General features: G+C 71.0%; 23 protein-coding genes. 22 read left to right on the top strand and 1 reads right to left on the bottom strand.

Annotated features, from left to right (window positions below; translation table 11 throughout):
- The first annotated feature begins 157 nt into the window (after window positions 1-157).
- The 12 genes from arc to ABD978_RS01160 all read left to right on the top strand — a co-directional run bounded on the left by arc (window position 158) and on the right by ABD978_RS01160 (window position 14,188).
- Window positions 158-1,930, top strand: a complete 1,773-nt coding sequence (arc, locus tag ABD978_RS01215) for a proteasome ATPase (RefSeq protein ID WP_345346747.1) — start codon at window positions 158-160, stop codon at window positions 1,928-1,930.
- A 293-nt stretch (window positions 1,931-2,223) separates the two neighbouring features.
- Window positions 2,224-3,738, top strand: coding sequence for a depupylase/deamidase Dop (dop, locus tag ABD978_RS01210; protein WP_345346744.1), 1,515 nt, complete (start codon window positions 2,224-2,226; stop codon window positions 3,736-3,738).
- 235 nt (window positions 3,739-3,973) lie between these two features.
- Complete coding sequence (locus ABD978_RS01205) at window positions 3,974-4,183, top strand: ubiquitin-like protein Pup (RefSeq protein WP_345346741.1); 210 nt, start codon at window positions 3,974-3,976, stop codon at window positions 4,181-4,183.
- Between the two features lie 321 nt (window positions 4,184-4,504).
- Window positions 4,505-5,395 carry an endonuclease VII domain-containing protein gene (locus tag ABD978_RS01200; protein ID WP_345346738.1) on the top strand — a complete coding sequence of 297 codons (891 nt, stop codon included), beginning with the start codon at window positions 4,505-4,507 and terminating at the stop codon, window positions 5,393-5,395.
- Between the two features lie 168 nt (window positions 5,396-5,563).
- Window positions 5,564-6,367: a proteasome subunit beta gene (prcB, locus tag ABD978_RS01195; protein ID WP_345347431.1), complete on the top strand. Its 804-nt coding sequence runs from the start codon at window positions 5,564-5,566 to the stop codon at window positions 6,365-6,367.
- A 51-nt stretch (window positions 6,368-6,418) separates the two neighbouring features.
- Window positions 6,419-7,171: a proteasome subunit alpha gene (prcA, locus tag ABD978_RS01190; RefSeq protein ID WP_345347428.1), complete on the top strand. Its 753-nt coding sequence runs from the start codon at window positions 6,419-6,421 to the stop codon at window positions 7,169-7,171.
- A 258-nt stretch (window positions 7,172-7,429) separates the two neighbouring features.
- Window positions 7,430-8,788 carry a Pup--protein ligase gene (gene pafA, locus ABD978_RS01185; RefSeq protein ID WP_252783541.1) on the top strand — a complete coding sequence of 453 codons (1,359 nt, stop codon included), beginning with the start codon at window positions 7,430-7,432 and terminating at the stop codon, window positions 8,786-8,788.
- 86 nt (window positions 8,789-8,874) lie between these two features.
- Window positions 8,875-10,272, top strand: coding sequence for an FKBP-type peptidyl-prolyl cis-trans isomerase (locus ABD978_RS01180; protein WP_345346734.1), 1,398 nt, complete (start codon window positions 8,875-8,877; stop codon window positions 10,270-10,272).
- Between the two features lie 25 nt (window positions 10,273-10,297).
- Window positions 10,298-11,206, top strand: a complete 909-nt coding sequence (locus tag ABD978_RS01175; RefSeq protein WP_345346731.1) for an FKBP-type peptidyl-prolyl cis-trans isomerase — start codon at window positions 10,298-10,300, stop codon at window positions 11,204-11,206.
- A gap of 49 nt (window positions 11,207-11,255) precedes the next feature.
- Window positions 11,256-12,167, top strand: a complete 912-nt coding sequence (locus ABD978_RS01170) for a helix-turn-helix domain-containing protein (protein WP_345346728.1) — start codon at window positions 11,256-11,258, stop codon at window positions 12,165-12,167.
- A 33-nt stretch (window positions 12,168-12,200) separates the two neighbouring features.
- On the top strand, window positions 12,201-12,659 hold the full coding sequence (locus ABD978_RS01165) for a DUF3291 domain-containing protein (RefSeq protein WP_345346725.1): 459 nt from the start codon (window positions 12,201-12,203) through the stop codon (window positions 12,657-12,659).
- Window positions 12,660-12,715: 56 nt separating this feature from the next.
- Entirely contained in the window at window positions 12,716-14,188 is a 1,473-nt protein-coding gene (locus tag ABD978_RS01160; protein WP_345346722.1) for an aldehyde dehydrogenase, read from the top strand.
- A gap of 18 nt (window positions 14,189-14,206) precedes the next feature.
- Here the strand turns inward: ABD978_RS01160 and ABD978_RS01155 are convergent, their stop codons facing one another.
- Window positions 14,207-14,755 (bottom strand): MarR family winged helix-turn-helix transcriptional regulator, encoded by a 549-nt coding sequence (locus ABD978_RS01155; RefSeq protein ID WP_345346719.1) that lies wholly within the window; start codon window positions 14,753-14,755, stop codon window positions 14,207-14,209.
- 243 nt (window positions 14,756-14,998) lie between these two features.
- On the opposite strand from ABD978_RS01155, the gene ABD978_RS01150 reads away from it, so the two are divergent.
- The 10 genes from ABD978_RS01150 to ABD978_RS01105 all read left to right on the top strand — a co-directional run bounded on the left by ABD978_RS01150 (window position 14,999) and on the right by ABD978_RS01105 (window position 23,975).
- Window positions 14,999-15,820, top strand: coding sequence for an FAD binding domain-containing protein (locus tag ABD978_RS01150; RefSeq protein ID WP_345346716.1), 822 nt, complete (start codon window positions 14,999-15,001; stop codon window positions 15,818-15,820).
- Window positions 15,817-16,302: a (2Fe-2S)-binding protein gene (locus tag ABD978_RS01145; protein ID WP_345346713.1), complete on the top strand. Its 486-nt coding sequence runs from the start codon at window positions 15,817-15,819 to the stop codon at window positions 16,300-16,302. Before ABD978_RS01150 ends, ABD978_RS01145 begins: the two co-directional genes overlap by 4 nt.
- Window positions 16,299-18,617 carry a xanthine dehydrogenase family protein molybdopterin-binding subunit gene (locus ABD978_RS01140; protein ID WP_345346710.1) on the top strand — a complete coding sequence of 773 codons (2,319 nt, stop codon included), beginning with the start codon at window positions 16,299-16,301 and terminating at the stop codon, window positions 18,615-18,617. Before ABD978_RS01145 ends, ABD978_RS01140 begins: the two co-directional genes overlap by 4 nt.
- Window positions 18,618-18,721: 104 nt before the next feature.
- On the top strand, window positions 18,722-19,243 hold the full coding sequence (locus ABD978_RS01135) for a cupin domain-containing protein (protein WP_345346707.1): 522 nt from the start codon (window positions 18,722-18,724) through the stop codon (window positions 19,241-19,243).
- Between the two features lies 1 nt (window position 19,244).
- The gene (locus ABD978_RS01130; protein WP_345346704.1) at window positions 19,245-20,174 is read left to right on the top strand and encodes a PDR/VanB family oxidoreductase; all 930 of its coding nucleotides are present in this window, start codon (window positions 19,245-19,247) and stop codon (window positions 20,172-20,174) included.
- Between the two features lie 121 nt (window positions 20,175-20,295).
- Window positions 20,296-20,517: a recombinase-like helix-turn-helix domain-containing protein gene (locus tag ABD978_RS01125; protein ID WP_345346701.1), complete on the top strand. Its 222-nt coding sequence runs from the start codon at window positions 20,296-20,298 to the stop codon at window positions 20,515-20,517.
- Window positions 20,514-21,575, top strand: coding sequence for a Rieske 2Fe-2S domain-containing protein (locus tag ABD978_RS01120; protein WP_345346698.1), 1,062 nt, complete (start codon window positions 20,514-20,516; stop codon window positions 21,573-21,575). The genes ABD978_RS01125 and ABD978_RS01120 overlap by 4 nt, the downstream gene beginning before the upstream one ends.
- Window positions 21,572-22,501, top strand: coding sequence for a VOC family protein (locus tag ABD978_RS01115; RefSeq protein WP_345346695.1), 930 nt, complete (start codon window positions 21,572-21,574; stop codon window positions 22,499-22,501). Before ABD978_RS01120 ends, ABD978_RS01115 begins: the two co-directional genes overlap by 4 nt.
- Entirely contained in the window at window positions 22,498-23,202 is a 705-nt protein-coding gene (locus tag ABD978_RS01110; protein WP_345346692.1) for an aspartate dehydrogenase domain-containing protein, read from the top strand. Before ABD978_RS01115 ends, ABD978_RS01110 begins: the two co-directional genes overlap by 4 nt.
- Window positions 23,199-23,975, top strand: coding sequence for an alpha/beta fold hydrolase (locus ABD978_RS01105; RefSeq protein WP_345346689.1), 777 nt, complete (start codon window positions 23,199-23,201; stop codon window positions 23,973-23,975). The genes ABD978_RS01110 and ABD978_RS01105 overlap by 4 nt, the downstream gene beginning before the upstream one ends.
- Window positions 23,976-24,239 lie beyond the last annotated feature (264 nt).

The following is a 24,239-nucleotide window of genomic DNA, read 5'->3' as shown; positions in this document are numbered from 1 at the left end:
GGACTGGGGGGCTTCGCCGAAGGTCCTTCACCTCGGGGACCTGCCACTTCATTGAGAACATGGTTCCCACGCCACGACACGAGTACCCCTGGGCCAGGTTACGGAGGCGCTCGGGATAGGTAGGGTTTCAGGTAGGTCGTCGTCTCTGCCTGAGGAGGTGACGAGCGTGGCCGCTCGTGACGATGCCGGGGCGCGTAAGGCGCAGCACGAAAAGGAGGTCCGCGACCTCCAGACGCAGGTCTCCTTCCTGGAGGAGGAGATCTCCGTGCTGCGCCGCAAGCTCGCGGAGTCCCCCCGACAAGTTCGTGTACTCGAAGAGCGCCTTCACGAGGCGCAGGCAAGTCTGGCCGCGGTTACGGGCCAGAACGAACGTCTCGTGGCGACCCTCAAGGAAGCCCGAGAGCAGATCATCGCCCTCAAGGAGGAGGTCGACCGGCTCGCGCAGCCCCCGTCGGCCTTCGGAACGTTCCTCGCCGCCCGCGAGGACGGCACGGTCGACATCTTCACCGGTGGCCGCAAGCTGCGGGTGAACGTCAGTCCGGGCATCGAGATCGACGAGTTGCAGCGTGGCCAGGAGGTCATGCTCAACGAGGCGCTCAACGTCGTCGCCGCTCTCGAGTTCGAGACGCAGGGCGAGGTCGTGATGCTGAAGGAGGCCTTCGAAGACGGCGAACGCGCCCTCGTGATCGCTCACGCCGACGAAGAACGCGTCGTCAAGCTGGCCGAGCCCCTGCGCGGAGTCCCCCTGCGCGCCGGCGACTCGCTCATGCTGGACACCCGATCCGGATACGCCTACGAGAAGATCCACAAGGCGGAGGTCGAGGAGCTCGTCCTCGAAGAGGTCCCCGACATCTCCTACCAGGATATCGGCGGCCTCGGCCCGCAGATCGAGCAGATCCGCGACGCCGTCGAGCTGCCCTACCTCCACGCCGACCTGTTCCGCGAGCACCAGCTCCGTCCCCCGAAGGGCGTCCTGCTGTACGGCCCGCCCGGCTGTGGCAAGACCCTCATCGCCAAGGCGGTCGCCAACTCCCTCGCCAAACAGGTCGCCGAGAAGACCGGCGCCGAGGGGAAGAGCTTCTTCCTCAACATCAAGGGCCCGGAGCTGCTCAACAAGTACGTCGGTGAGACCGAGCGGCACATCCGCCTGGTCTTCCAGCGGGCCCGCGAGAAGGCCTCCGCGGGTACCCCCGTGATCGTGTTCTTCGACGAGATGGACTCCATCTTCCGCACCCGCGGATCCGGCGTCTCATCCGACGTCGAGAACACCATCGTCCCCCAGCTGCTGTCGGAGATCGACGGCGTCGAGGGCCTGGAGAACGTCATCGTGATCGGCGCCTCCAACCGGGAGGACATGATCGACCCGGCGATCCTCCGCCCTGGCCGCCTCGACGTGAAGATCAAGATCGAGCGTCCGGACGCCGAGGCCGCCAAGGACATCTTCTCCAAGTACATCCTCACGGACCTGCCGCTCCACCCCGACGACCTGAAGGAGCACGGCAGCTCTCCGGAGGCCACCGTCGACGCGATGATCCAGCGTGTCGTCGAGCGGATGTACAGCGAGACCGAGGAGAACCGCTTCCTCGAGGTCACGTACGCCAACGGCGACAAGGAAGTCCTGTACTTCAAGGACTTCAACTCCGGCGCGATGATCCAGAACATCGTCGACCGGGCCAAGAAGATGGCCATCAAGGACTTCCTCGACAGCGGGCAGAAGGGCCTGAGGGTCACCCACCTTCTCGCCGCCTGCGTCGACGAGTTCAGCGAGAACGAGGACCTGCCCAACACCACCAACCCCGACGACTGGGCCCGGATCTCCGGAAAGAAGGGCGAGCGGATCGTCTACATCCGCACCCTCGTCTCCGGAAAGCAGGGCACCGAGGCCGGGCGTTCGATCGACACCGTCGCGAACACCGGGCAGTACCTCTGACCGACGAAGAAACCCGTGGCGGCCGGAATCCGATTCCGGCCGCCACGCGGCGTTCCGGGATCTCCCGACCCACGTCCCGCCGCGTTCTGCCGCGTCCCAGGACGGCCGTACGAGCTCACCACGCCATGACCACGGGTTGACCCGGGTCTTGGTCCACCCTGCACCGGCCATTGCCCTGACGGCCGCTGAGGCCGTTCGCGGCCGGATCCGGCCTCTCCGTCCACGCCCGGTTTCGCATCACGATCCCGCCGCGCCGCACAGGACCACGCCCATCGCGCATTAGGCTCAGACCTATGAGCGTGCGGCGCGTGATGGGGATCGAGACCGAGTACGGCATATCCGTGCCCGGTCAGCCAGGGGCCAACGCGATGGTGACCTCCTCGCAGGTCGTCAACGCGTACCTCGCGGCGTCGGCGGCGAAGGCCAGGCGGGCACGGTGGGACTTCGAAGAGGAGAACCCGCTGCGCGACGCCCGCGGCTTCGACCTGGCCCGAGAGGTCGCCGACCCCACCCAGCTGACCGATGAGGATCTCGGGCTGGCCAACGTCATCCTCACCAACGGGGCCCGGCTCTACGTCGACCACGCCCACCCGGAGTACTCCACGCCCGAGTGCACCAACCCCCGGGACGCCGTGATCTGGGACAAGGCCGGAGAGCGCGTCATGGCCGACGCCGCGGCCCGCGCCGCCCGGGTCCCGGGCACCCACCCGATCCAGCTGTACAAGAACAACACCGACAACAAGGGCGCCTCCTACGGCTGCCATGAGAACTACCTCATGCGCCGGGAGACCCCGTTCTCCGACATCGTCCGGCACCTCACACCGTTCTTCGTCACCCGGCAGGTGGTCTGCGGCGCCGGCCGCGTCGGCATCGGCGTGGACGGCCGCGGCGACGGCTTCCAGATCAGCCAGCGGGCCGACTTCTTCGAGGTCGAGGTCGGTCTCGAGACGACCCTCAAGCGACCCATCATCAACACCCGCGACGAGCCGCACGCCGACCCGGAGAAGTACCGCCGGCTGCACGTCATCATCGGCGACGCGAACATGAGCGAGGTCTCGACCTACCTCAAGCTCGGCACCACCGCGCTGGTCCTCGCCATGATCGAGGACGGCTTCCTCACCGTCGACCTGTCGGTCGACATGCCCGTCGCGACCCTGCGGGCGATCTCCCACGACCCGAGCTGCAAGCACCTGCTCACGCTGCGCGACGGCCGGAAGATGACCGCGATCCAGCTCCAGATGGAGTACCTCGAGCAGTCCCGCAAGTACGTCGAGGACCGCTTCGGCGGCGACGCCGACGACCTGACCGTCGAGGTCCTCGACCGTTGGGAGTCGGTCCTGCAGCGGCTCGGCGAGGACCCGATGCAGTTGTCCCGCGAGCTCGACTGGGTCGCCAAGCTCGAGCTGCTCGAGGGCTACCGCACCCGCGACGGCCTCGACTGGTCCCACCCGCGGCTGCAGCTCGTCGATCTGCAGTACTCCGACGTCCGCCCCGACCGTGGCCTGTACAACCGGCTCGCCGCCCGCGGGCGGATGGAGCGGATCGTCAGCGACGCCGAGGTCGACTCGGCGATCGAGGATCCGCCGGAGGACACCCGTGCCTACTTCCGAGGCCGGTGCCTGCGGCAGTACGCCGACTCCGTGGCGGCGGCGTCCTGGGACTCGGTGATCTTCGACGTGCCGGGCCGGGAGTCGCTGCAGCGGGTACCGACCCTGGAGCCGCTGCGCGGCACCAAGGCGCACGTCGGCAGCCTCCTGGACCGCTGCCGCACCGCCTCCGACCTCGTGTCCGCCCTCACCGGCGAGTGACCCCGCACGCCCGCCCGTACGCCCTTCTCGGCCGGCGTACGGGCGGACGACGAGGTGGGGTGCGGCTGTGATCGCTGCACAGTTGTGACGGTTATGACCGTTTCGCTGCGATGGCGACTGGCGATAACGGCGTCAGGAGACCAACCGCCGACGGCGTGGCGCACGCCCAGTGATCCACTCCGCGTCGGTGGCCGACGATAGAGTCAAGGTCTCGGCACGAACGGGAGGATCATCCATGGCAACGAGGGACACCGGCGGCCAGCGGCAGACGACCCGGCGCGAGGAAGAGGTCGACGAGACCCAGACCGCGCCCAGCGAGGACGTCCAGGAGCGCCAGGAGAAGCTCACCGACGACGTCGACGCAATCCTGGATGAAATCGACGAAGTTCTCGAAGAGAACGCAGAGGAATTCGTCCGGAGCTATGTCCAAAAAGGTGGAGAGTGACCGTATATGTCCGATTCGGGGGATCCAAAGAAGTGTCCCGATTGCGGGCAATTAAAGCCTGCTGCTGAATTCGGTCGAAATAAGCGCATGGCGGACGGCCTTGCGCGGTATTGCAAAGAGTGCTTTCGGGCTCGTTCGAAGGCGAGTTATCGCAAGCGGATGAGTACCCAAGGCAAAGTGGTACGGGAACGGCCGGACGTTCCTGATGGATCGAAGTACTGTCCGCGTTGCGGGGAGATCAAGGATTTCTCTGCGTTCGGCAGCAACCGAGCCGAAAAGTCCGGGCGTGCGGCCTACTGTAAGCCGTGCCACAACTCCGTCATGGCCCTGCAGAAGGCCAAACAGCACGGGAGCGTTCGGAACTACCTTCTCAAGCACCGCTACGGGCTGACGGAACAAGAAGTCGATGCCTTTTCCGGGAGGCGCGGAGATCTTTGCCTGATCTGCCTCCACCGCCGACCGTTGCACGTCGATCATGACCACGCCACCGGAGAAGTGCGGGGGATGCTCTGCTTCAGATGCAATGGCGCATTGGGCCAGTTCAAGGACGACGCCAAGGTCATGCGGCGGGCCGTGGACTACCTGGAGGGCCGGCTGGTCGAGGAGTACCGCCCCCAACCGCGGTCGCGTGGCCGGTCGCGGAACGGCTCCCAGGGCAATCGCCACTACCACCTGACCGAGCGCTACGGCATCGGCGCTGACGAGGCTGAGTGCCTAGTCCAGCGGCAGGGGGGTGTCTGCCCGATCTGCCGGGCGGCGGCTCCGGCGCACGTCGATCACGATCACGTCACCGGCGCCGTACGGGGGATTCTGTGCGCCGACTGCAATACGGGGATGGGGCAGCTACGGGACGATCCGTGGGTGGTGCGCCGGGCGATCGAGTACCTCACCGGCGGGCTGTCAGGGCTCCGGCTGGCCGAGGACGGCGGTTTCGAGGTGACCGCCGTACGCCCGCGGCGGTCCGCAGAGGACGTCGCCGATCCGGGGTGGCATCTGGGGCGGGCCTGCATGGACGACCTGGCGGTCCTGCACACGATGGCCGAGGGGGACTCCGAGGATCCGTGGGAGATGGATGTGATCTTCGCAGGCGGGGAGCCGGCGGAGGAGCGGTTTCCGGCGCTCGATCTGAGTGATCCGGGGTTTCCGGATCGCGACGCGTTGCCGCGGGAGCCGTTGGGGCGGCCGGAGTGGGCCTTGACGGCCGCTGACTGACGCGGTCGGGTTCGCCCTGAGCGGACGGGGGCAGGGATCACGCGGTATGCGCCTGACGTCACAGTGACAGTAGGGTCTGAGTTGCGGAGGCGCATCGCATCCGCTGCCTTTGGAAGGAGTCGTGTGACGTCGCAAGGTTCCGCGCCGGGGCGTCTGCCGGGCGCGTTCATGAGCCAGGGCCCCCCGTCGTTCACCGAGTTCCTGTCGTCGTACTCGCCGGGGCTGCTGCCGGGGTCGCGTGAGCTGCCGGCCGGGGTGTCGGCCGGGGACCAGATCCCGCACGGCACGACGATCGTCACGATCACGTTCCCGGGCGGCGTGGTGATGGCGGGCGACCGGCGGGCCACCGCGGGCAACGTGATCGCCCAGCGGGACATCGAGAAGGTCTACCGCGCCGACGAGTACTCCGCCGTCGCGATCGCGGGCACCGCGGGCATCGGCCTTGAGGTGGTGCGCCTGTTCCAGGTGGAGCTGGAGCACTACGAGAAGATGGAGGGCCGCACGCTCTCGCTGGAGGGCAAGGCCAACCGGCTCGCCACGATGGTCCGCGGCAATCTCGGCATGGCCCTGCAGGGCCTGGTCGTCGTGCCGCTGTTCGCCGGTTATGACGAGGATCAGGACAAGGGGCGGATCTTCAGCTACGACCCGGCCGGCGGGCGTTACGAGGAGCACGACTTCTACAGCATCGGCTCGGGGTCGGTGTTCGCCAAGGGCGCGCTGAAGAAGCTGTTCCGGCCGGAGCTGGCAGAGGAGGACGCGGTCGTCGCCTCCATCCAGGCGCTGTACGACGCGGCGGACGACGACTCGGCGACCGGTGGACCGGACCTGACCCGCCGGATCTTCCCGGTGATCGCCGTGGTGACGGCCGACGGGTACCGGCGGTTGCCGGACGAGGAGGTCGGGGGTCTGACGGAGCGGGTCATCGAGGGGCGGATGCGTTCGCCCGGCGGGCCGTCGGCTCCGCTGCTGTAACGTCCGCGATCTCGAGTAGTGAACGAGTAGTAAGGAACGCCACCGGTGTCCATGCCGTTCTACGTGTCGCCCGAACAGCAGATGAAGGACAAGGCCGACTACGCGCGTAAGGGCATCGCGCGCGGCCGCAGCGTCGTCGTGCTGCAGTACGACGACGGCATCCTGTTCGTGGCGGACAATCCGTCCCGCGCGCTGCACAAGATCAGCGAGATCTACGACCGGATGGCGTTCGCCGCGGTCGGCAAGTACAACGAGTTCGAGAACCTCCGTCAGGCGGGTGTGCGCTACGCCGACGTCAACGGGTACATGTACGACCGCCGGGACGTCACCGCGCGGGGTCTGGCGAATGCCTACGCGACGACGCTGGGCACGGTGTTCACCGAGATGAACAAGCCGTACGAGGTGGAGCTCGTCGTCGCGGAGCTGGGCGAGGACGCCTCCTCGGACCAGATCTACCGGCTGACCTTCGACGGGTCGGTCGCCGACGAGCACGGTTACGTCGCGATGGGCGGTCAGGCCGACCAGGTCGCGGCGGGGCTGCAGGAGCACTACGAGGAGGGGCTGTCGCTGGCCCGGGCGCTGCGGCTGGGTGTACGGGCGCTGGAGCGGCAGGATGCCGACCGGCATCTGGAGGCCGAGCAGTTGGAGGTCGCGGTGCTGGACCGGAACCGGACGCACCGGTTGTTCCGGCGGCTGCCGCCGGCCCGGATCCGGGCGCTGCTGGAGGAGGCCGGCGCCGGGAGCGCCCAGGCCGAGTCCGGCGCCGAGGCCGGCGCCGAGTCGGGTGACGCGACCGCGGAGTGACGTCCGCGCCCGTCCGCCGCGCCCGGGAAGGGGCGCGGCGGACGGGCGCCGCTGTTTGTGATCTACAACGTAAAGGCCGGTGCCGTCGTACGCCGAACCGGTCGTCGATCCGTCATGGGTTCCGAGGTGCCGACCGGACGCCGGCCCGCCGTGCGGTGCCGTCGTGCGGCCGTCGGGGCGCCGACCGCGAGGCGGGTCGTCGCATACCGCAACCTGATCTCTACCAACGGCGGCCTTCGGACGCATAGCCTTGCGAGTGTGGATAGGCGCATCTTCGGGTTGGAGAACGAGTACGGCGTAACGTGCACCTTTCGCGGGCAGCGGCGGTTGTCACCCGACGAGGTGGCCCGGTACCTCTTCCGCAGGGTCGTCTCGTGGGGCCGTAGCAGCAACGTGTTCCTCCGCAACGGGGCACGGCTGTACCTCGATGTCGGCAGTCATCCTGAGTACGCGACGCCCGAGTGTGACAGCGTCGACGAGCTGGTCGTGCACGACAAGGCGGGGGAGCGGATCCTGGAGGGTCTGCTCGTCGACGCCGAGCGGCGCCTCCGTGAGGAGGGCATCGCGGGTGACATCTACCTGTTCAAGAACAACACCGATTCGGCCGGTAACTCCTACGGGTGTCACGAGAACTACCTCGTCGGGCGGCACGGCGAGTTCGGCCGGCTGGCCGACGTGCTGATCCCGTTCCTCGTGACGCGTCAGATCATCTGCGGTGCCGGCAAGGTGCTGCAGACGCCGCGCGGCGCGGTGTACTGCGTGAGCCAGCGCGCCGAGCACATCTGGGAGGGCGTGTCGTCGGCGACGACGCGTTCGCGGCCCATCATCAATACCCGGGACGAGCCGCACGCGGACGCCGAGCGCTTCCGCCGGCTGCACGTCATCGTCGGCGACTCGAACATGAGCGAGACGACGATGCTGCTCAAGGTCGGCGCGACCGACCTGGTGCTGCGCATGGTCGAGGCAGGGGTCGTGATGCGCGACCTGACGCTGGAGAACCCCATCCGGGCGATCCGGGAGGTCAGCCACGACATGACCGGCCGGCGCAAGGTGCGCCTGGCAAACGGCCGGGAGGCCAGCTCGCTGGAGATCCAGAAGGAGTATCTCGACAAGGCGCGGGAGTTCATCGACCGGCGGGGCGCGGACCCGGTGGTGCTGCGCGTGCTCGACCTGTGGGAGCGGACCGTGCGCGCCGTGGAGACGGGCGATCTGGACCTGGTGGCCCGCGAGATCGACTGGGTGACGAAGTACCAGCTGATCGAGCGGTATCGGCACAAGTACGATCTGCCGCTGAGCTCGCCGCGGGTGGCCCAGCTCGACCTCGCGTACCACGACGTGCATCGGGGCCGGGGCCTGTACTACCTGCTGGAGCGCAAGGGCGCCGTCGAGCGGGTGGCCAGGGACCTGGACATCTTCCAGGCCAAGTCGGTGCCGCCGCAGACGACGCGGGCGCGGCTGCGCGGGGAGTTCATCCGCAAGGCGCAGGAGAAGCGGCGCGATTTCACGGTCGACTGGGTGCACCTGAAGCTGAACGACCAGGCGCAGCGGACGGTCCTGTGCAAGGACCCGTTCCGTTCGGTCGATGATCGCGTCGACAAGCTGATCGCGGGAATGTAGCGGCGTTCTCACGCTACCTTTAGATGCCCGCTGACAGGGTGGGGGCCTTGTCGCGATAGTCGTCGAACCGCGGAACGGTGGAGAAGATGTCTGAAGTCAAAGGCCGCGAGCAGACGCGGACGGACGAGCCGCAGGACGCCGAGGGGCGGGACGCCTCCGCGGCGGACGCCACGGCGAGCGGCGAGCCCGGAGCCGCCGAGCGGCCCGAGACGGAGGACGCCGAGGCGGCCGGCGGCGAGGCGGCCGAGCGGTCCGAGGAGAAGGACGCGGACGAGGACGACGCCGAGGCCGCCGACGACGACGCCGCGAAGCGGGCCGAGGACGAGGACGCGAAGGAGACGGCCGGCGAGGCCGCTGGTGCGGCGGAGCCGGCGGACGCCGAGGACACCGAGGTCGACGACGAGCCGAAGAGCCGGTTCGCCCATCCGGATCCGATCAAGCTGAAGATGCCGGCGGCCAAGGAGATCACCCGGACCGAGTTCACGCCGCACGCGCTGGGCGCCAAGGGCCGCGGCGCTCCCCGGTCGGGCACGCGGGCCCAGGCGAAGCGCCGCCGGATCCTGTACACGACGGCGACCGTGGTCCTGGTGGGGCTGGTGGCCGGGGCGGCGGTCTGGTACGAGACCCGCCCGGCGCCGGCGGTCAAGGTGTCGGGCACGTTCGGCAAGGCGCCGTCGGTGAAGGTGCCCAAGGACAAGCCGCCCGTCAAGCAGCAGATGAAGGAGGTCGTGTCCGGCTCCGGCAAGGCGGTGGCCAACGGCGACCTCGTCGTCGCGCAGGTGGTCGCCTACAAGTGGGGCGCCAAGGGCGGCGGCAAGGAACTCTTGAACACCTACAGCAAGAAGCAGCCGATCGTGGGTCAGGCCGGTCAGCTGACCGGGCTGACGGCGCTGGACAAGGCGATCACCGGGCGTAAGGCGGGGACGCGGCTGGTGATGACGCTGCCGTACCAGGCCGTCGGTGACCAGATCGCCCAGTCGCTGCAGCTGGCCAAGACCGACGACTTCGTCGTGACGGTCGACGTGCTGAACAGCTTCGGCAAGACCTCTTCGGCGCAGGGCACACCGCAGAAGCTCGACGATCCGAAGCTGCCGGCGGTGACCGGTGGCGCGGGCGCCGCTCCGACCGTCAAGATCCCGTCCGCGGACGCTCCCGGCACGTTGCAGGTCAAGACCCTGATCCAGGGCAACGGCCCGGCGGTGCAGAAGGGGCAGACGCTGATCGCGCAGTACCACGGGGTGCTGTGGCGGGACGGCAAGGTGTTCGATTCGTCGTGGCAGCGCGGCGAGCCCGCGTCGTTCCCGATCGGCGTCGGGCAGGTCATCCCGGGGTGGGACACCGGTCTGGTCGGGCAGAAGGCCGGCAGCCGGGTGCTCCTCGTGGTGCCGCCGAAGGAGGGGTACGGCTCGAAGGGCTCGCCGCAGGGCGGCATCAAGGGCACCGACACCCTGGTGTTCGTCGTCGACGTCCTCGGTTCGTACTGATCGTCCGGTGTTCGGAGGTTCGCGCATGCGGCGTGTCGCCGCGCTGGCCGTGCTTCCCCTCGTCGCCGCCACGGCGTGCAGCGGGGGCGGCCTGCCCGAGGGTCTGAAGGTCGCCGGGGTCGTGGGCCGCCAGCCCACGGTGACGATTCCGGCGTCCGCCCCGTCGGGGAAGCTGAAGGTCGACACGCTGCGGAAGGGGAAGGGCTCGGCGGTCACCGACGGCGACCTGGTGGTCGCCAACTACGTCGGGTACCGCTGGAACGGCGGCGACCACAAACTGGTCGCCAGTAGCTATGAGGCCGGGCGGCCCGCCATCTTCCCCTACGGCCGCCTGGTCACGGGCCTGAACAAGGCCCTCGAGGGGCAGCGGCCGGGCGGCCGGGTGCTGGCCGTGATCCCGCCGAGTCAGGGGTACGGGTCGAGCGGGTACGCGCCGTGGCAGATCGGCGCCGCCGACTCCATGGTGTTCGTGCTCGACGTGATCGCGACGTACCACAACGGCGCGAGCGCGCAGGGCCGGTCGCTGCCGCAGACCGACGGTGCGCTCCCGCAGGTCACCGCCGGGTCGACGCCGACGATGAAGATCCCCTCGACGGCGCCGCCGAGACAACTGCGGGTGAAGACGATCATCGAGGGCGGTGGGCCGCCGGTCCAGGCGCACCAGCTGGTCGTCTTCCACGACCTGGGGCAGATCTGGCGGACGGGCAAGGTCTTCGAGTCCACGCGCGCCCGGGGACGCCCCGACTCGGCGGTGGCCGGAGCCGGTCAGATGATCAAGGGCTGGGACAAGGCCGTGGTCGGGCAGCGGGTCGGCAGCCGGGTGCTCGTCGTGATCCCGTCGAAGGACGGGTACGGGGCGAAGGGGCACGCCGCCTCGGGCATCAAGAAGGACGACACGCTGGCGTTCGTCATCGACGTCCTCGCCGCCTACTGAGCCCCGGCCACGGGGCACCGCGGCCGGGTGCCGTCCCTAGACTCGGGACGTGGACGACGTCGATGCCATCGCGGCCCTGCAGGATCCGGTACGCCGGAGGCTCTACGAGTACGTGGCCGCGCAGGATCACGAGGTGGGTCGGGCGGAGGCCGCGGACGCGGCCGGGATCCAGCGCACTCTGGCCGCCTTCCATCTCGACCGCCTGACCGAGGCGGGCCTCCTCGAAGCGGTCTTCCGGCGGCCCGCCGGGCGAACGGGCCCCGGCGCGGGCCGCCCCGCGAAGCTGTACCGGCGTTCGGTGACGGAACGCGTGGTGAGCGTGCCGCCGAGGGACTACCGCGCCGTGGCGGAACTCCTCGCCGCGGCGGTCGAGGAGGCCGGCGGCGAGGAGATCCTGGAGCGGCTGGCCCGGAGCCGCGGCCGATCCGCCGGCGCCGCCGCCGCCGGACCGTCCGGTGACCCGGGCACACGCTCGTCCGGAGGCAGGAGCGTACGCACGTCCGAGGTCCCGACCGGGGAGCCGTCGGCGGACGCCGCCGTACGCCACGCCGGGGGCCTGGCCGTGGAGCCGCCGGCGGACGCCGCCGTACGCCACGCCGGGGGCCTGGCCGTGGAGCCGCCGGCGGACGCCGCCGTACGCCACGCCGAGGGCGTGGAGCCGCCGGCGGATGCGACCGTACGCTCGCCCGACGACGACGACGACGCCGCGGCGGGTGAGCGGGTCGCGGCCGCGCTGCGGGCCAGGGGGTACGAGCCGTATCGCGAGGGCGCCGAGCTGCGGCTGCGCAACTGCCCGTTCCACGCGTTGGCGGTGGAGTTCCCGCCGCTGGTCTGCGGGATGAACCTGGCGCTGCTGGAGGGGCTGCTCGAGGGTCTGGAACCGACCGGGATGGTGGCGCGCATGGATCCGCGGCCGGGGGAGTGCTGCGTTGTGCTCGCTTCTAAAAATAATGAGAGTTGACATACAGCGCCGGGTGATGATCTGCTGACCGCCATGACGGATCATCACCTCGCGCAGTTCAACGTCGGCCGCCTCCGCGAGCCCCTCGACGTGCCGTCCATGGCCGAGTTCCTCGCCCTGTTCGAACCCGTCAACGCCCTGGCCGACTCCGCGCCGGGCTTCGTCTGGCGGCTGACCGACGGAGAAGGCGACGACGCGACCACCATCCGCCCCTACGGCGACGACGTGATCATCAATTTCTCGGTCTGGGAGTCGCGTGCGGCGCTGTGGGACTTCGTCTACCGGTCGGCCCACCTCGACGTGCTGCGCCGGCGTCGCGAATGGTTCCTGCGCATGGCCGAGCCGTACATGGTGATGTGGTGGGTGCCGGCGGGGTCGATTCCGTCGGTGGAGGAGGCGCGGGAGCGCCTGGACCGGGTGCGCCGGCGGGGGCCGGGGCCTGAGGCGTTCACGTTCCGGGAGTCGTACGACCCGGCCGGTGTCGCGGTATAAAACTTAGCGCTAAGATATATCCGCCTTGTCGCCGAGTGGTGGGAGCGGATCCGGTGTTGGACGTCGCAGATGAGATCCTCGTCGGGGGCCACTGGCGAAAGGGCGGCGGCGAAGTGATCGCGACCCGCGATCCCGCCACCGGAGAGGTCATCGCCCGTGTGCACGGCGCGAACCTCGAGGATGTCGAGCGCGCGGTCGCCGAGGGCGCGCGGGCGGCGGCCGACCCGGGATGGTGCGACCTGCTGCCGCACGAGCGGGCGCGGTACCTCGTCCGGATCGCCGATCTGATCGTCGAGCGGGCCGGCGACCTGGCGCGGTTGCAGACCGCGGACACCGGAAAGTCGATCAACGAGACCCGCGCGCTGGTGGCCAGCGCGGCCGGGACGTTCCGCTACTTCGCCGCGGCGCTCGAGACCATGGAGGAGTCGCTGACCCCGCCGCGCGGGCCGTACCTCACCATGAGCCTGCACGAGCCGATCGGCGTCGTCGGCGCGATCACCCCGTGGAACTCCCCGATCGCCAGCGACGCGCAGAAGATCGCGCCGGCGCTGGCCGCCGGAAACGCGGTCGTGCTGAAGCCCGCCGAGTGGACTCCGCTCGTCTCCCTGGCCCTCGGCCGCCTGGTCACGGACGCCGGGCTGCCGCCCGGGCTGCTGTCGGTGCTGCCCGGCCCGGGACGTACGACCGGCGACGCCATCGTCCGCCATCCCGGCGTGGGGAAGGTGACCTTCACCGGCGGCACCGTCACCGGCCGGACCATCGGCGCGGTCGCGGCCGAGAAGATCATGCCGGTCTCGCTGGAACTCGGCGGGAAGTCACCGACGATCGTCTTTCCCGACGCCGACCTCGACCAGACGGTGGCCGGAGTGCTCTTCGGGATCTTCTCCTCGTCAGGTCAGAGCTGCATCGCGGGGTCCCGCGTCTTCATTCACGCCGACGTGTACGCCGACGTGCTGGAGCGGCTCGTCCGGCACACCGAAAGGCTGCGCGTCGGGCCGGGCGCGGACCCGGCGACCCAGGTGGCCCCGCTGGTGACGCACGCTCACCGCGACAAGGTCGCGGCGATGGTCGACCGCGCCCGGCAGGAGGGGGCCCGGGTGCGGTGCGGCGGCCGCGCGCCGGACGGGCCCGAGTTCGACCGTGGGGCCTATTACCTGCCGACCGTCCTCGACGGTCTGCCCAACGACTCGGCCACGTGCCAGGAGGAGATCTTCGGGCCGGTGCTCGTGGCGCTGCCGTTCACCGGCGAGGACGACCTGGTCGCGCAGGCCAACGACACGGTGTACGGGCTCGCCTGCGGCATCTGGACCGGCGACCACCGGAGGGCGTGGCGGGTGGCCCGGCGGATCGAGGCCGGCACGGTCTGGATCAACACCTACAAGCAGTTCAGCATCTCCACACCGTTCAGCGGGATGAAGGCGAGCGGGATCGGGACGGAGAAGGGCCGGGACGGCATCCGCTCCTACACGCGCCAGAAGAGCCTCTACTGGGGGCTGACCGCCGAACCGCTGCCCTGGGCGGGCGTCTGAGGCGGGGCCCGGACACCCCTAGGTCTGGTCCGGGCCGGTCTCGGGTGGTGTCTGCTCGGCCAGCTCCAGGGAGCGCTCCAGCTTCCGGAGCAGCCGGCCGAGCTGGCGCTGTTCGGTGTCGGTGAGCCCGGCCAGCATCCGCTTCTCGTTGGCGAAGTGGGCGGCGGCCACCGTGTTGATCGCTTCGAGTCCCTTGTCCGTCAGCCGGGCGTAGACCACTCGCCGGTCGTCCGGGTCGCGCTCCCGGATGACCAGGCCGGCCTTCTCGAGCCGGTCGAGCCGCAGGGTGATGCCGCCGGTGGTGACCAGTGCGATCTCGGCGAGCTCCCCGGCCGTCTTGCGGTACGGCGCGCCGGAGCGGCGCAGGGCCGCGAGCACGTCGAAGGCCGCCATGTTCAGGCCGTAGCGGTCGAACAGGTCGCCGAGCAGGCCCTGATAGCGGATGAAGCTGCGGTGCAGCCGCCCGAGGACCTCCATGGGGGTGGCGTCGATGGAGGGCAGCTCGCGCTCCCACTGCTCCAAGATCAGGTCGACCGCGTCCGGCCGCCCTGATGATCTGCTCGTCATACGTCGGTCGGGGAGAGGGGGCGCGGGCCGTCCTCTCCCTCCTCCTTCCGGTGGGGCCTCTGAGGGGTGTGAAAGCCAGTGCCAAACGTACCGGGAGGCGGAGCGGGGGAAGTGCGGAACCTTGTGCGGGGCGCGCCGCGATGCTAAAAACCTTAGCGATAGTTTGCTTAGCGCTAAGGATCTTCGGGGTGTGCGCGATCGGCTCGACGCGGGCGCCCGGATGAACGGTCAGGAGGCGAAGGGATGCGCGTGCTCCCCGCCGGGCTCGTGGCGCCCACCCAGCGCACGATCCCGGATTTTCGACTGCATCGGCCGCGCACGATCGCCGAGGCGGTCCTGGCCGGCTCCGCCGACGGCGCCGTCTACGCCCAGGGCTGCACCGACCTGTTCGCCCGGTTCCGCGAGGGCCTGGACTGCTCCTCCCTCGTCTGGCTGGCGGACCTCGAGGAGCTCACCCGCATCGACTGGGACGGCACGGCGCTGGCGATCGGCGCGGCGGTCGGGCACCACACCGGCTCGGGCGACTCCGCGGTGCGCGCCGCGCTGCCCGGCCTCGCGGCCGGCTGGCGACGCATCGCCAACCACCGCATCCGGCTCCGGGCCACCATCGGCGGCAATCTCATGGCCCGGCGCACCCGCTACGAGATGTCGATCATGCTCGACGCCCTGGGCGCGGAGCTGCTCTTCGCCGCGCCGGACGGCGGGCGCACCCTCGCCCCGGCCGACCTGTGGGACCGGCGCGAGCCGCACGGAGCGCTGCTGCACACCATCCGGATCCCCGAGGTGCCCGGTACGTGGTTCGGCTACGAGCGTTCACTGCGGCCGCTGCTGACGGTGGCCGCCGCCGTGCGCGGGGACACCGTCCGGATGAGCGTGGGCTCGGAGTACACCCGCCCGTACGCCGTCGAGGCGCCGGTCGGCGCCGCGCCGGCCGACATCGCCGCGCTGCTGCCGGAGGAGATCGGCGACGCGGCCGGAAGCGCGCGCTACCGACGGCACGCGGCCGGCGTCCTGCTCGGCCGGCTGCTGGCACGATTCACCGCCGGAGAGGAGCACGTCGGATGAGCGAGCCGATCACCATCGAGTTCGACCTGGACGGGGAGCGGCGGTCCGAGCGGATCGCGCCGAACACGGTCCTGCTCGACCTGCTGCGCGACCGCTGCGGCCGGCTCGGTGTGAAGGCGTCGTGCGAGCGCGGGGTCTGCGGCGCGTGCACGACCCTGATCGACGGCGCGCCCGTCGCGTCCTGCGGCGTCTTCGCCTTCAGCCTGGACGGCGCGTCGGTGGAGACGGTCGAGGGGCAGGGCAGCGCGGACGATCTCGGTCCCGTGCAACGGGCCTTCGCCGAGTGCGGCGGATTCCAGTGCGGTTACTGCACGCCGGGCATGGTGATGCTGACGACCGCGCTGCTCCGGGAGCATCCGGAGCCCGACGACGAGCTGATCCGGTCGTGGATCTCCTCCAACGTCTGCCGCTGCACCGGATACCAGATGATCAGCGACTCGGTGCGCCGCGCGGCCGAGCTGGCCCGTGAGGAGCGCGGATGAGCGAGGGACACGCCGCCGTCGGCGCCGGGACGGCCCAGGGTGACGGGCACACCGTCGTCGGCACCGCGGCGCGCCGCGGTGACGCCGCCCCGAAGGTGACCGGCGGCGCGCGCTACAGCGCCGACGTCCGGCTGCCGGGGATGCTGCACGCCAAGGTGCTGCGGAGTCCGCACGCGCACGCCCGGGTGGTGTCCGTGGACCCGACGCGGGCGCGGGCCCTGAACGGCGTGCACGCCGTGCTCACCCGCGACGACCTCGGCGGCCTGTCCCCGACCTACGGGTACTTCGTCAAGGACCAGCCCGTCGTCGCCATCGACCGGGTCCGCTACGTCGGTGACGTGGTGGCGGCGGTCGCCGCCGTGGACGAGAGGGTCGCGCTGCGCGCCCTCGAGCTGATCGACGTGGTGTACGAGCCGCTGCCCGCGGTCCCGGACATCGACGCCGCGCTCGCCGCAGACGCACCGGAGCTGTTCGAGGAAGCGCCGCCCGGAGTCGTCCCGCCGTACGGCACGGGCGCCTCGGGGCGCCTGCGGCCGCGCCGTAACGTCTGCTACGAGTTCCGGTACGAGACCGGCCCGGAGGACGCCTGGGCCGAGTGCGACCACGTCTTCGAGGACACGTTCGTCTTCTCCCGGATGAACCACTTCCATCTGGAGCCGTTCGTCACCGTCGCCGACGTGCGCGGCGAGCAGATCGAGATCTGGACCTCGACCCAGAACCCGTTCCCGCTGCGCAAGGAGCTGGCCCGGGTCCTCCAGATCGCGGAGAACCGGATCCGGGTGCACGTGCCGTACGTCGGGGGCGGCTTCGGCGCGAAGCACAACTGCAAGACCGAGCCGATCGCCATCCTCCTGTCCCGCATGGCCGGGCGCCCGGTGCGCTACTGCCTCACGACCGAGGAGGGCTTCCTCACGCTCAGCCAGCACTCGGCCGTGCTGACGGTGCGGACCGGGGTGCTGGCCGACGGCACGTTCGTCGCGCGGGACAGCACGGTGCTGCTGGAGGCGGGCGCCTACTCCGACGGCAGCCCGCTGGTCGCGGAGAAGGCGGCCTACCGGATGCCCGGGCCGTACCGCTGGAAGCGCGTCGAGTCCTCCTGCGAGTGCGTGATGACCACCACGACGCCCACCGGCCCGTTCCGCGGCTTCGGCGCGACCCAGTCGACCTGGGCGAGCGAGAGCCAGGTCGACATGATCGCCCACCGGCTCGGCATGGACCCCTACGACCTGCGGATGAAGAACCTCAAAGGACTCGGCGAGCCGTTCGTGCCGGGGGAGAGTGGCATCGACAGCGACCTGGCCGAGGGCCTGGACGTCGTCGCCGACGCGCTGGGCTACCACGCGCGTGCGCGCACGCCGAACCGCGGGATGGGCCTGGCCATCGGATTCAAGGACGGCGGTGGCGTGAACAAGCCGGCGCAGGCCCGCGTGAAGGTCTCCACGGCCGGCGACGTGTACGTCAACTGCGGGACGGTGGAGATCGGCCAGGGCGCGTCCACCGCGCTGTGCCAGGTCGTCGCGGAGGTGCTGGGCGTCCCGCTCCGGCGGGTGGTCTACGCCCCGATCAACACCGACGTCACCCCCTTCGACCAGGGCACCAACGCGTCCTCGGGGATGACCGTGATGGGGCAGGCGGTGCTGCGCGCCGCCGAGGCGGTCCGCGCGCAGGTGCTGGAGTTCGCGGCGGGGCGGCTCGGCTGCGCGCCGGCCGACCTCACCCTGCGGGACTGGGCGGTGCGGCGCGGGGACGAGGTCACGCCGCTGCCCGGCCTCATCATGGCCGTCTTCGGCGGTACGGGTTTCGAGTTCTCCGGCTCGGGGTTCTTCAAGGCGCCCAACTCGCGTGAGGCGCCGCTGGACGCGCCGTGCGTGTTCTGGGAGATCGGCTGGGCCGGTGCGGAGGTCGAGGTCGATCCGGACACCGGCAAGGTCACCGTGCTGCAACTGGTGGCCAGCGGGGACGTCGGCAAGGCCGTCAACACGCTGATCTGCCGCGGCCAGGACGAGGGCGCGGCGGTGATGGGCCTCGGCCAGGCGCTCTTCGAGGAGATGCGCTTCGACGACGGCGCCCTGCTGAACGGCGAGGCGCTGGACTACCGGGTGCCGATGGCGGAGGACCTGCCGGAGCGGTTCGTCTCGATCACCCAGGAGCAGGGGCACGGCCCCGGGCCGTTCGGCGCGAAGGGCGCCGGCGAGGGGGCCATGGTCCCGGTGGCCGCGGCCATCGCGAACGCGGTGCACGACGCGACAGGGGCGCGGATCAGCGCGCTGCCGCTGTCGCCGGAGCGGGTGTTCGACGCGCTCCAGGCCCGCTAGACCGGGCGGCGACCCGATCCCCAAAATTATTTAGCGCTCAGATGCTCATTGAGTGATATCTTTGCGCTAAGGTTTTTTTCCCACGACAACGGAGGTAGAGGGCAGTGAGCGACACACCGACCACCGGCGCGACCGACCTGGAAGCCCTGATCGACTCCTGCATCGCCAGCCGGGACAGCCGGTACGAGGACTGGGACACCCTCGGCTTCCAGGCCAAGGCCGGTGACGAGTTCCGGCGCGCGCAGATCCGCTACGTCGGCTCCGGCGCCACGGGGAACCACGAGACCGACAGCCGCATCATCCCGTCGGGCGGCTTCACCTTCTCCAACATGCGGCTCCCGGCCGGCGCCGTCGGCCCCGAGCACACCCACCACGACGCGGAGGAGGCCTTCTTCGTCCTCGAGGGCACCCTCGAGGTCACCGTCCACGACGTCGAGGACGGCACGAAGACCGCGAGCCGCGTGCTCGGCTACCGGGACCTGATCCGGGTGCCGGCCGGAGTGCCCCGCAGCCTGCGCAACATCGGCGACACCGACGCGCTCTTCTGCGTGATCATCGGCACGCGCAAGCCCCAGGTCCCCACCTACCCGGCGACCTCCCCGATGCACGGCATCACGCGGGACTGACATGCGCGAGCTCCGCCTGACCCAGGTGACCTGGCTGGCCGAGGGCGTCGTGCGGCTCGAGTTCACCGACCCCGGCGGCGCCGAGCTGCCGGCCTGGGAGCCGGGCGCCCACCTGTCCTTGCGCCTGCCGAACGGCCTGACCAGGGAGTACTCCCTGTGTGGCGACCCGGGCGACCGCCGCCGCTACGCGGTGGCGGTGCAGCGGGAGAAGGGCTCGCGCGGCGGGAGCGCCTGCGTGCACGAGAGGCTGCGGGTCGGCGACCTCATCGAGGTGGCCGGGCCGGAGAACCACTTCGCGCTCGAGGACGCCCCGGCGTACCTGCTCGTCGCGGGTGGGATCGGCATCACCCCGATCAAGGCGATGGCGGAGACGCTCGCGGCCCGGGGAGCGCGCTGGCGGCTCTTCCACTGCGGCGGCACCCGTGCCCGGATGGCGTTCATCGACGAGCTGAGCGCCCTCGGCGACGTCGTCGTCCACGCCGACGACGAGGCCGGCGGCCCGCCGGACCTCGCCGCCGCGCTCGCCGGGACGCCCGCCGACGCCCTGGTCTACTGCTGCGGTCCCGAACCGCTCATCCAGGTGGTCGAGGCGGCCATGGCCGATCCCACGCGGTTGCGCGTCGAGCGGTTCCGCGCGCCCGAGCCGCCGAAGACGGGTGGCGACACGGCGTTCACGGTGACCTGCGGCCGGTCCGGGCGCAGCCTCACCGTCGAACCCGGCGTCTCCATCCTCGCGACGCTGCGCGCCGCCGGAATGGACCTGCCGTCCTCGTGCGAGGAGGGCATCTGCGGCACCTGCGAGACACGGGTGCTCTCCGGCGAACCGGACCACCGTGACTTCCTGCTCACCGACGCGGAACGGGCGGCGGGCGGCTCGATGATGCTGTGCGTCTCCCGCTCCCGCGGCCCGGAACTCGTCCTGGACCTGTGACGGCGACGGTCCGGCTCGTCCTGGACTCGGCCGTCGTCCGGCCCGCCCTGAACCCGGCCACTGTCCGGCCCGCCTTCGCCGGGCGGACGTCCGGCCCGCCGCAATCCCCGAAGGGAGCGTCATGACCCTGACACTGCAGCCGGTCCAGTCCCGGCATCGCGAGCCGACCAGCTACGAGCACGCGCTGGCCGACGAGCTCGAGGCCATCTTCGGCCGGGGCGTGCACGACCTGCCCGGACTGGTCGCCGCCCTCAACGAGACCGGTGTGCGCCCGGCCGGCGGCGCCGACTGGACCGAGGAATCCTTCACCGCCGAGATCGCCCGACTTGGAGCGCCAGAATGACGAGACACCCGGCCAACGCCGCCCTCGACACCGTCGACGGGCTGATCCGGCTCGGCCTGCGCAACCAGTGGTACGCCCTGTGCCGGTCGGACCAGGTACCGGCCGGCGGGCTGGTCCGGCTCGACCGCGTCGGTGAGGAGCTGATGCTCTGGCGCGACGCCGCCGGCGCCGTCCATGTCCAGGAGGACCGCTGCCCGCACCGCGGCGCGCGGCTCACGCAGGGCGTCCACATGGGAGACCGGGTCGCCTGCAACTACCATGGCGTGCAGGTCGACGCCGAGGGCGTCGTGGTGTCCGTGCCCGGAGTGCCCGGCTGCGCCCTGGAGGGGCGGCGGGCCCTGCGCACCTTCCCGGCGCGGGAGCACGGCGGGGCGGTCTTCGCCTGGTTCGGCGACCCCGAGGACGCCGAGCCGCTGCCGTTCGAGGTGCCCGAGCAGCTCACGTCCCCGGAGTGGGACCACTTCCTGGCCTACGTCGAGTGGGACGCGCCGTGGATCTACTCCCTCGACAACCTGATGGACCCCATGCACGGGGCGTTCCTGCACCGCAAGTCCCACACGATGAGCGGCGGCAGGCGCGAGGCGCTGTTCCAGATCCGGGACACCGACACCGGGTTCGTGTTCGAGAAGACCGACCAGGCCGGCGTGAACTTCGACTGGTCGGAGTGGATCGCCGGCGGCACGCCGTGGGTGCGCCTGGAGATCCCTTATCCCGCGACCGCCGGTCCCGGCGGGCCGTTCACCATCGTCTGCACCGCCACCCCGATCAACGAGACCCAGCACGCGGCCTTCTTCTGGCGCTGCCGGAAGGTGACCGGCTGGGAGCGGGACACCTGGCGGTTCCTGTACAAGACGCGGCTCGAGGCCCGGCACTGGGCGGTGCTCGAACAGGACCGGCACATGGAGGAGGCGATGCCGCTCGACGCCTGGTCACGGGAGACCCTCTACCAGCACGACCTGGCGCTCGTACGGCTGCGCCGCGCGATCCGCGCCGAGGCGCAGCGCCAGCTCGCCGCGCGCGAGGAGCGCGCCAAGCAGGGCGCGGAGGTGCGGGCGTGACCGAGAGGCCGCAGGAGCCGATCGCCCGCCTGCGCACCCTGCGCAGCGTCGCCCTGCGCACCCCGGACGCGAGCGCGGCGGCGGAGTTCTACCAGCACGTGTGGGGACTGTCACGGATCGAGGGCGACGACGGCGTCGCCTGGCTGCGCGGCAGCGGCCCCGAGCATCACATCCTCGAGGTCCGCGAGGCCGAGCGGAACGCCCTCGGCAAGATCGCGTTCGCCGTGGCCACCCCCCGTGAGGTCGACGAGGCGGCCTTCCGCCTCGCGGCGCGCGGCATCCCGCTGGTCACCGAGCCCGGCCTCCTGGACCAGGCCGGCGGCGGGTACGGCCTGCGGTTCGCCGACCCCGAGGGCCGCCTGGTGGAGCTGTCCACCCAGGTCGAGGCGGTGACGCCCCGGGACGTGAACGGTATCGAGGCGCTGCCGCGCAAGCTCGCCCACGTCGTGCTGAACACCACCGACATCGACGCGGCGTGCGCGTTCTACACGGACGTCCTGGGCATGCGCGTGTCGGACTGGTCGGAGCACCAGATGGTCTTCCTGCGGTGCAACAGCGACCACCACGTCATCGCGTTCAACCAGGCCCCGTGGACGTCGCTCAACCACGTCGCGTACGAGATGCCGTCGGTCGACCATTTCATGCGCGGCATCGGCCGGCTGCGGCACCACGGCGTCACGCCCAAGTGGGGGCCGGGCCGGCACGGTCCCGGCAACAACACCTTCTCCTACTTCACCGACCCCGCCGGGCTCGTCTGCGAGTACACCTCCGAGGTCGAGCAGGTCGACGAGGACGCCTGGCTGTGCCGGGTGTGGCGGCGGGTGCCCGAGCTGTCCGACCTGTGGGGGACCGCCGGTCCGCCCTCGAAGGACGTCCGATCGCACATGGCGGGCATCCCGGACACCGGACGGTGGTGGGAGAAGTGAGGAGCGTCGCCGTCATCGGCAGGGGCGCCATCGGCGGCGTCGTCATCGGCGCGCTCGAACGCGGCGAGGTGCCGGGCGCGCGGCTGGCCGCCGTCGTCGACCTCGGCGACCCGCTGGAGGACGCGCTCGCCGTGGCGGACCTGGTCGTCGAGTGCGCCGGGCAGGCGGCGCTCGCCGAGCACGGCCCGCGCGTCATCGCGGCAGGCCGCGACCTGCTGGTCGTCTCGATCGGCGCCCTGACCGACGACGCGCTGCACGAGCGGCTGCGCGGCGGGCCGGGCCGGCTGTTCCTGACCTCCGGCGCGGTCGGCGGCCTGGACCTCCTGCGTGCGGCGGCGGCGATGGCGCCGCTGGAGCGGGTGCGGATCGTCACCACCAAGAAGCCCGCCACCCTCGGCGTGCGCGACGCCACCGGACCGGTGGAGGTCATGCGGGGCCCGGCCCGGCAGATCGCGGCGGCCTTCCCCAAGTCCACGAACGTCGCGGCGGCGGTCGCACTCGCCGTCGGCTCCTTCGACGTCGTCGAGGCGGTCGTCGTCGCCGACCCGGCCGCCACGCTCACCTCCCACGTCATCACCGCGTCGGGGCCGGCCGGGGAGTACCGCTTCGAGATCCGCAACCGGCCCTCGGCGGCGAACCCGGCCAGCAGCCAGGTCGTCCCGCATGCGGTGCTGGCCACACTCCGGGACCTGGCCCGATGACGGTCCGTACGGGCGGCGGGACGCACGTCACCGAGCACGGCGGGCCGGGCGATCCGGTCCTGCTGCTGCACGGGATCGGCGGCAGCGCCGACTCCTTCGCCGGCCAGTTCGCCGCGCTCGCGGCCCGGCACCGGGTGCTCGCCTGGGACGCCCCGGGCTACGCGCGGTCCGCCGATCCCCCGGACGCCCCCGGCATGGCGGGTTACGCCGCGGCCGCCGCCGCGCTGCTACGCGAGCGGGGTGCCGCGCCGGCGCACGTCGTCGGCGTCTCCTGGGGCGGCGTCATCGCCACCCGTCTCGCGCTCGACCACCCCGGGCTGGTGCGGACCCTCGTCCTCGCCGACTCGACCCGGGGTTCGGGCCGTACGGAGGAGAAGGCGGCGGCGATGCGCCGGCGCGCCGGCGAACTGGCCGCGATCGGGCCGGAGGCGTTCGCGCGCGCCCGCGCGCCGAAACTGCTGTCCGCCGAGGCGCCCGAAGAGCTGGTGGACCGGGTGGCGACCGCGATGGCGCGGTCGATACGGCTGCCCGGTTACGCCTACGCGGCCGCCTCGATGGCCGAGACCGATCACGACGGGGTGCTCGGTCGGATCTCCGTCCCCGCGCTGGTCGTCGCCGGCGACCGTGACGTCGTCACCGGGGTGGCGGAGAGCCAGGCCATCGCGGCGGCCGTGCCCGGAGCCCGGCTCGAGGTGATCGCCCGCGCCGGGCACCTGTGCAACGTCGAACGCCCCGAGGCGTTCAACCGTCTCCTCCTGGAGTTCCTGACTTGACCTCCCCCCCAGCTGAAGCAGGGGGATTCAACCCTCGCGGGTTGAGCGTTCTGCTTCGCGGCCCGTCGCCGACCCGGGTCACCGGCGAGGGACGGAGTGCCGCCCATCGGTCCTACACAAGCTCCGCAGACCTGACATCCCGCCAGCCCGGCGAGCTTGGTTTCCGCCCGTCGAGCGGCACTCACGCCAGCACTCGCCCACAAGCGGGGCGGAAGGTCGCGGAAATCCGCCCAAGCGGTTTTCCGGTCGCCGCCTTGCTCCGCA

This window comes from Actinoallomurus liliacearum (genome assembly GCF_039542035.1).
GTDB classification, from domain to species: Bacteria; Actinomycetota; Actinomycetes; order Streptosporangiales; family Streptosporangiaceae; genus Actinoallomurus; species Actinoallomurus liliacearum.
This window is presented reverse-complemented; position numbering and strand designations above follow the sequence as displayed.